Raw genomic sequence first — 8175 nt, 5'->3', positions numbered from 1 at the left:
GCGCTTGAACGGCGGACAAACCGCCGCGCTGATTGTGCTGCTTTTCCTGATCCTGTGGGAAGGGATGGTCAAACTGCTGGCCGTACCGGTGTATTTGCTGCCTGCGCCCAGCCGCATCTTACGAACCCTGATCGAGCAGCCCGGTCTATATGCCAACGCCAGCCTGATTACCCTTGGAGAAGCCTTTGCCGGCTTGCTGCTCGGCGTGCTGGCAGGGGTACTGATTGCCTCGCTGCTCACTTTGCTGCCGGGTTTGGAGGACGGCGTTATGACCCTGGCCATTTTGCTCAAATCTACCCCGCTGGTTGCAATCGCTCCGCTGCTGACCATCTGGCTGGGGTTCGGTGTGCTGCCTAAAATTCTCATCACCGCGCTGTTGACCTTTTTTCCCGTGCTGGTCAACGTGCTCAGCGGGCTTCAAAAAACCGATTCTCATCATCTGGAACTGTTCCACTCCTGGCACGCTTCACGCTCTGAAATCTTCTGTCACTTACGCGCGCCGGGCGCGCTGCCCTATTTATTTGCCGCCCTGAAAATCAGCGCGCCGCTTTCGTTGATCGGTGCGGTGGTCGCCGAATGGACTGGCGCATCCGGCGGATTGGGGCGGGTGATGTGGCTGGCCTACACCAACCTTAACCTGCCCTTTCTATTTGCGGCCATTTTTATCCTCGCCGCGGCTGGCATGTCGCTCTACCGCCTGACCGCTTGGCTGGAACGGCGGATCATTTTCTGGCAATCCCAAACTGACTTGTGAGAGGTGATGATGAAACGCTGGCAATTTTTACTCTTGTGGATGATTTTCTTATTGGCGCTTGCTGCATGCGCACCACCGCTGACGGCGCAGCCCCCAACTGTTCCGCCTCTAATGTCCATGACCTTCATGGCCGGTTACAAACCTCAGGCCAACCTGCCGTTTGTGGGCGCTTATGTCGCCAAAGAAAAGGGATTCTTTCAGCGAGAGGGACTGGATGTCACCATTGAACATTCCGCCGGGCAGGGTGAGCATCTCCAACTGCTCACCGCCGGCAAAATTCAGGTAACCACACAGGATGCCGCCGTTCTCCTGCAGCGCCGCGCCGATCCGGGTCTGCCGCTGGTTTCGATTGCCCTGATTGGTCAGCGCGGACAGCAGGCCTACGCCGCCCTGGCTTCTTCCGGTATTCAAACCCCGAAAGACTGGGAAGGACGAATGGTTGGTTACAAAGGCACACCGCCGCCCGATCTGTTTGCCTTGCTCAAAGCGGCCGGCGCGGATGCCGATAAAGTTTCACTGGTGAATGTCGGTTTTGACCCGCGCATCCTCACCGAAGGCAAGGTGGATGTCTACCCTCTATTCAAGTCCAACGAGCCGTACCTGATTCGCTCGTGGGGCTATGAATTGACTCTCTGGGATGCCGCCGATTACGGCGTACCTACACTGGGGTTGACCTACGTCACAACCGAAAGCATCCTGCAAGAACAACCCGAAGTCCTGCGCCGTTTCCTCAAAGCTGCGCTGGAGGGCATTCGCTATGCCGAAGAAAACCCCGCAGAGGCGGTTGAGATCGTTCTTAAATATACCGGCCCACAGGCTGACCCACAGCACATGCGCTACATGCTGGAAACCGAACTGCGTGACGCCAAAAATCCCCTCACCGAAAAGCACGGCTACGGCTGGCAGACGCTGGAACAGTGGTCAGCCCTGACTAACATGCTGGTTGAGGCAGGGATCATCCAGCCGCTGGAAGTTGAAAGGGTGTTTACAACAGAATTGCTGCCGTAAGGCAATCTCACGAAATCCTTTCTTTCAGCCGGTTTTATGGTAAACTAAGCCTCACAGGCGGAGCACGCAGCCTTCAACATACTTTGTCATCAGCCTCAAAGGTGCCAGCCGACTTATTCGGCAGGGGCAAGAGCATCTTTGAGGTCTTTTTTATGTGGAGAGGATATGCGCTGGGTACGCGATTACACGCCTCAACCTGCAGAAAACCGTTTGTATCGTTCCGCTTTACTGGTGACCATAAGCGGTAATGTCCTGCTGGCCGTGGTAAAGAGTCTTGCGGCATATTTTTCCGGGTCAGTTGCCCTTTATTCCGACGCTGCGAACTCCATCTCGGATGTATTGTATTCGGTGATGATGGTGTTGGGGCTGTATCTGGCCCAGCGCCCCCCAGATCTCTCCCACCCGCAGGGTCACAGCCGTTTCGAGCCGCTGGTGGGTACCCTCATTTCCTTTTCAATGGCATTTGCCGGTTATGAAGCTCTGCGGGCTTCTTTTGTGCGCTTTCAACAGGGCGGGCTGGCAATTGAACCCGGCCTGCCCACCGCTGTCCTGCTCTTCAGCGCCGCGGTCAAAGTGGGCATGTTCCTTTTCATCCGCAACACAGCCAAAAAGCTGACCAGCCCCACCCTCAACACGGCTGCCAAAGACAACCTCAGCGATGTACTGACCTCCTCAGCAGCCTTTGTTGGCGCATTTGGTTCCAAACTGGTACACCCCCTCACCGACCCCCTTGCCGGTTTTGCGGTGGCAATATGGATTTTCCGCGCGGCATTTCTGGCTGCCCGTGAAAACCTCAACTTTCTGACTGGCGGCGGCGCTTCCGAGGAGCTGCGCCAGCGCATCATTGAGACAGCTTCTTCCGTCCCCGGCGTGCTGCGCGTTCATCACCTGATGACCGATTACTCCGGTCCGCGCCTGATTGCCGACCTGCACGTCAACGTGGATGGGCAAACCACCCTGACCGAATCGCACCGCATCACCGACGAAATCATTGCCCGGCTGGAAGCCATGCCCGAAATTGACCGCGCTTATGTCCACCTTGAACCGGATGATTGGGAATAACCCCGGAGAGGATAACCGCCATGCGCATGTCCGAACTATTTTCACAAACCCTGCGCGAAACCCCCGCTGAGGCTCAATCCCCCGGTTACGGTTATTTGCTGCGCGCCGGTTATATCCGCCAGGTAGCGGCCGGCATCTTTGCTGCGCTGCCGCTGGGTCTGCGTGTCCAGCGGAAAATCGAGCGCATCCTGCACGAGGAGATGCAAGCCATCGGGGGACAGGAAGTCAGCCTGCCGCTGGTCTTACCCGCCGAAATCTGGAAAGAAAGCGGACGCTGGTATCGCATCGGCGCTGAACTGGCACGCTTCAAAGACCGCGCCGAACGCGATCTGGTACTGGCGATGACCCACGAAGAGTCCGTAGCGGATTTGGTACGCCGCGAAATTCGTTCTCATCGTCAGTTGCCCCGCCTGATCTATCAAATTCAAACCAAATTCCGCGACGACCCTCGCCCGCGTGCCGGTTTGATTCGGGTACGTGAATTCGTGATGAAGGATTCTTACTCGCTGGATGCAGACTGGGACGGGCTGCAAAAACAATATGATGCCCATTATGCGGCCTATTTCCGAATTTTTCAGCGTTGCGGTCTGCCGGTGATTGCGGTGGCTTCCGACAGCGGCATGATGGGCGGAAAACTTTCGCATGAATTCATGTACCTCAACCCAATCGGCGAAGATACCTTGATTCTGTGTGATTCATGCGGTTATGCTGCCAACCGTCAGGTTGCCCGCTTTACCAAACCCCGCCCCGCCCCTGAAGCCCCCCTCCCCATAGAGAAGGTTCACACTCCCCAGACCCGCACCATCGAATCACTGGCGCGATATTTGAACATTCCCCAATCAAAAACTGCCAAGGCCGTCTTTCTCACCGCCACCCTGATCGAAAACAACCAGTCCAGAGAACGGCTGGTGATGGCCATCGTGCGCGGCGATATGGAACTCAACGAAACCAAACTGGCAAATCTGCTCCATGCGGTTGATCTGCGTCCAGCCAGTGAGGAGGAAATCCGCGCCAGCGGTGCAGTGCCGGGCTTTGCCTCGCCGGTTGGATTGCACGACGTGTTGGTGGCGGTAGATGACTTGATCCCGCATTGTCCCAATCTGGTGGCTGGCGCAAATCAGGAAGACTATCACCTGCGTAACGTCAACTTCGGCAGAGATTACACCACGCCGTTGGTCGCAGACCTCACCGCTGCACGGGAAGGCGACTCCTGCCCGCAATGTGAGGCGGCCCTGCACGCCGAACGCGGGATCGAAGTGGGTAACATATTTCAGCTGGGCACGACCTACTCCGAGGCAATGGGCTGCACCTTCCAGGATGAAGCCGGTCAGGTCAAGCCGGTGGTGATGGGTTCTTACGGCATTGGCGTTGGGCGGCTGATGGGGTGCCTGGCAGAAGCCTACCACGACGAGAAGGGCCTCAAACTGCCAATCAGTGTTGCCCCATTTGAGGTACACCTGGTTTTGCTGGGAGGCAAAGACTCAGCAGCCGTTCGTCAGCTTGCGGACCGATTCTACACTCAGATGCAGGCAGCCGGTCTGGAAGTATTGTATGATGACCGTGATGAAAGCCCCGGCGTCAAATTCAACGACGCTGACCTGATCGGCATACCCCTGCGCGTTACGGTTTCCAAACGTACCCTTGAAAACCGTACACTGGAAATCAAAGCGCGCAAAGAGGAAGAAAAAGTCACCATTCCGCTGGAAAGCGGACTGGAGTATCTTCAGGAAAGCCTCGCCCGGCTGAAAGATGCAGGCAGTTTCTAACCAAACAAAACGTAATCCTGCAAAAAGCGCTCGGTTTGCTGGTAAAAGTCCTCAATCGTGTCCGGCGCGCGGAAACCGTGCCCCTCACCGGGATAAAGCCGGAAGAGGTAGGGCACACCCAGTTCGCGCAGGCGGTTAATCATCGCCTCACTTTGCGAAGGCGGCACGGCTTTATCCTCTGCGCCTTGAAAGATCGCCAGGGCATCGCGAATCTGTTCAGCCTGATACAGCGGTGAACGCCTTCGGTAAAGCGCAGCTCCCTGTGGAAACGGAGCGATCAAGCGGTCGGTGTAATAACGCTCAAAGCGATGGGTTTCACGCGCCAACGCAACCAGATCCGAGACGGGATAAAGCGCCACACCGGCTTTAAACACGCCCGGATACCGTACCAGGCAGTTTAAAACGTTAAAACCGCCCGCGCTGCCGCCCATCACTGCCATACGTTCCCCGTCTACCCAGCCATTTTGAGCCAGGTAACGCGCCCCGCTGACCGTGTCCAGGACATCGGCTTCTCCCCAGCTACCGTTCAAAGCCTGCTGGTAAGTACGGCCGTAACCGCTGCTGCCGCGGTGATTGACCTCCAGCCAGGCGTAACCGCGGCTGGTGAAGTATGCCGCTTCGCGCGGAAAATCCAGCACAGCCGCCGAGGTCGGCCCGCCGTGAACATGCACAATCAGTGGAGGCAGCCCCTCACCCTCGGCGTGCGGATTCTGCGGTGAGTAAAACCAGCCGAAGGCTTCTCCGCCGCCCGGCAAAGGCCACTCAACTGCCTGCGGCTGCGAAAACCACACCTCCGGCAGCAGCCAGGCATCTGTACAGGCAACCTCATGCCAGCGTGCCCCATCCCAGCGCAAAACCCGCTCAGCAAGGCGCGGCGATGAAGCCAAAAGCACAACTTCACCGCTGGACGGGTGGATGCTCAACTGCCGCAGCCAGGTAAACGGCGTTACCGGTAGGGTCTGCACCTTACCGCTCTCAATTTCTACCTGACACAACTCGGCCAGCCCGGCGCGGTTGCGAATCACCAGCAAACGCCGGCTGTCCGGCAGCCAGCCCAAGGTACGCTGCCCCTGCACCCAGGCTGGGGTACTCAAGTGGTAACCCTGAGCGGGATATACCAGCCGTCTTTCACCGCTGGTTAAGTCATACAACACCAGATCGTCCCACTCCCCCGTCCCGGCGAGAAACGCCAGCCAGCGCCCATCCGGTGAAAAACAGGGTTGAGTGAATACGCCTTGGACATCTTCTCCCGCTACAGTCCGCTTCCCACTAACCTGTGGCACATCACCGCTCAATTGCGCCAGCACCAGCCGTGTGGCATCCCAGGGCATATTGGGGTTATCCCATTCGACCCAGGCCAGATGCCGGCCATCCGGTGACCAGGCCGGCTGCATATAGAAATCCGCTCTGTGATCCAGCCGAATCAACCAGCCGCCGTCCGCCTCGACCAGCCCCAAAGCAGCCCGATCGCCGTCCTCATGGACAAAAACCAGCCACTGCCCATCCGGCGAAAGCATCGGCGCGCTGAAGGCGCCCCAGGCCGGTGTCACCGGACGCACAACCCTTGTTTCCAGATCATAGCGCATGATTTGGCGGCCGTGTTGCACAAAAAACAGGCTTCGCCCGCCGGTAGTGAATTCGCCACCGCCGTAGCCCACTCCACCGCGTGCAGAATGCTCAAACAACAAATCTCGCCGCGCGCCGGTTGACGGCTGATGCACCAGTTGACCTTGTTTCCCGCGGCTTTCCAGCCACACCACCCCATCCGCTGAAAACTGGACATCCTCCAATCGCGCCCGCTGCGCCATGCGCTTCGGGCTGATGCTGCTGCTCCACAAACCAAAAGCCTGAATGCGTTTTGAAGGGCTCATTTTCTTCCTCCTGACAATGTAATTCTACCGGAAAACCGACATCAGGATAAAAAAGGACTGCCTTTTCTGGCAGTCCTCTTCTCCCCGGTTCAAGGAATTCTCATTGCTGGAGGGTGAGATAAGGTTCAAAGGATTCTTTCAAACGCTGAAAAGGTTGAAAACCACTCACCCGCTTAACCGCTTCTCCGTTCTGAAACAGAATCAGAGTTGGCACGCTCAACACCATGAACTGCATGGCAAGGTCGGATGCCTCGTCCACATCCACGGATAAAATCTGCATCCGCTCACCCCATTCCTCGCGTAAGCGGGCCAGTTCCGGTTCCATTCGTTTGCACGGCCCGCACCACACCGCTCCAAATTCAACCAGCACAGGTTTTTCGGCCTGAAGTACCTGTTCTTCAAACTCCTGTGCGGAGATAGATTCAATCGTCTTCATTACTTTTTTTTAACCTCCGCTTGAACTAATGGTATGATTGATTATACTGCACATCTCAAATCAACTGAATTTTTTTACGAAAAGATAACCTGTTTTTAATGAATCTTCATCTCCCTCATGGTGCACTGCAATTTCCGGTGTTTTTGCCGGATGCAACCCTGGCAGTTGTCCGCACAGTCGATTCGCGTGACCTGCATGCCTGCCGCATCGAAGCACTGATGATGAACGCCTTTCACCTGATGCAAAAGCCCGGATCGGGCATTATTCAGGCATTGGGCGGACTTCATCGTATGAGCGCGTGGGACAAGCCCATTTTCACCGATTCGGGGGGTTTTCAAGCCTATTCACTCATCCGCCAGAATCCGCGTTTTGGCAAAATGGATGAACGGGGAATCACTTTTCAGCCGGAGGGCAGCCAGCGTAAATTCCTGCTCACTCCAGAAAAAAGCATCCAGCTGCAATTGAGTTATGGCGCTGATGTGGTCATCTGTCTGGATGATTGTACCCATGTGGATGCTCCACGCGCAGAGCAGGAACTTTCCGTCCAGCGCACCATAACGTGGGCAAAACGTGCCCGCCGGGAATTTGACGGCCTTCTTTCTCAAAAGAAAATGACCGATGGTCAAAAACCGCTGATTTTTGCCGTCATTCAAGGCGGCGGTGAATTTGACCTGCGCCGCCATTGTGCTGAAGCCCTTTTGGAAATCGGTTTTGACGGCTACGGCTTCGGCGGCTGGCCACTGGACTCCTCCGGCAGCCTGTTGACTGAAGTACTGGAATTCACCCGCCAGCTGGTGCCGCCTCAATTTCCTCTGCACGCGTTGGGAATTGGACACCCTCATAATATCTTGACTGGCTGGCGATTGGGTTACGGCATTTTCGACTGCGCCATGCCCACCCGCGATGCCCGCCACGGACGGTTATATACCTTCGTCAACCCGCCCGGTCAAGACGGTGGATTGAGCGGCGACTGGCTGGAATATCTTTACATCAACGATGAGCGCCACACCCGCTCCAACCGCCCGATTTCACAATGGTGCGACTGCCCGACCTGCCAGCAGTACAGCCTGGGTTATTTACGTCACCTCTTCAAAATAAACGACAGCCTGTATCTGCGGCTGGCAACCATGCACAATTTGCGCTTCATGACCCAGTTAACCGAGCGCATCCGCCGGATGTCCCATGAATGAACCGCTGGATACCGAGAGCCTGCTGCAAGCCGTGCGCGCTAACCCGCGCTACGCTTCGATAAATCCGGATCTGATTCGCACCCTGATC

At 56.6% G+C, this 8175-nt stretch carries 7 protein-coding genes; 5 read left to right on the top strand and 2 right to left on the bottom strand.

The features are described from left to right. The 4 genes from VAE48_RS05150 to VAE48_RS05135 form a co-directional block, all read left to right on the top strand. The coding region (locus VAE48_RS05150) for an ABC transporter permease (RefSeq protein ID WP_322792247.1) at positions 1 to 754 on the top strand (754 nt) is incomplete at its 5' end. Positions 755 to 760: 6 nt separating this feature from the next. Then, positions 761 to 1762 carry an ABC transporter substrate-binding protein gene (locus VAE48_RS05145; protein ID WP_322792246.1) on the top strand — a complete coding sequence of 334 codons (1002 nt, stop codon included), beginning with the start codon at positions 761 to 763 and terminating at the stop codon, positions 1760 to 1762. Positions 1763 to 1927: 165 nt separating this feature from the next. Continuing rightward, positions 1928 to 2824 carry a cation diffusion facilitator family transporter gene (locus VAE48_RS05140; protein WP_322792245.1) on the top strand — a complete coding sequence of 299 codons (897 nt, stop codon included), beginning with the start codon at positions 1928 to 1930 and terminating at the stop codon, positions 2822 to 2824. Between the two features lie 26 nt (positions 2825 to 2850). After that, complete coding sequence (locus tag VAE48_RS05135; protein ID WP_322792244.1) at positions 2851 to 4590, top strand: proline--tRNA ligase; 1740 nt, start codon at positions 2851 to 2853, stop codon at positions 4588 to 4590. Here the strand turns inward: VAE48_RS05135 and VAE48_RS05130 are convergent. Next, positions 4587 to 6461, bottom strand: coding sequence for a S9 family peptidase (locus tag VAE48_RS05130; RefSeq protein ID WP_322792243.1), 1875 nt, complete (start codon positions 6459 to 6461; stop codon positions 4587 to 4589). The two genes, VAE48_RS05135 and VAE48_RS05130, sit on opposite strands and share 4 nt — an antisense overlap. A 100-nt stretch (positions 6462 to 6561) precedes the next feature. Continuing rightward, the gene (locus VAE48_RS05125; protein ID WP_322792242.1) at positions 6562 to 6897 is read right to left on the bottom strand and encodes a thioredoxin family protein; all 336 of its coding nucleotides are present in this window, start codon (positions 6895 to 6897) and stop codon (positions 6562 to 6564) included. 98 nt (positions 6898 to 6995) lie between these two features. On the opposite strand from VAE48_RS05125, the gene tgt reads away from it, so the two are divergent. Beyond that, positions 6996 to 8087 carry a tRNA guanosine(34) transglycosylase Tgt gene (tgt, locus tag VAE48_RS05120; protein ID WP_322792241.1) on the top strand — a complete coding sequence of 364 codons (1092 nt, stop codon included), beginning with the start codon at positions 6996 to 6998 and terminating at the stop codon, positions 8085 to 8087. Positions 8088 to 8175: the final 88 nt, after the last annotated feature.

Source organism: Bellilinea sp. (assembly GCF_034432615.1).
Taxonomy (GTDB): domain Bacteria; phylum Chloroflexota; class Anaerolineae; order Anaerolineales; family Anaerolineaceae; genus Bellilinea.
This window is presented reverse-complemented; position numbering and strand designations above follow the sequence as displayed.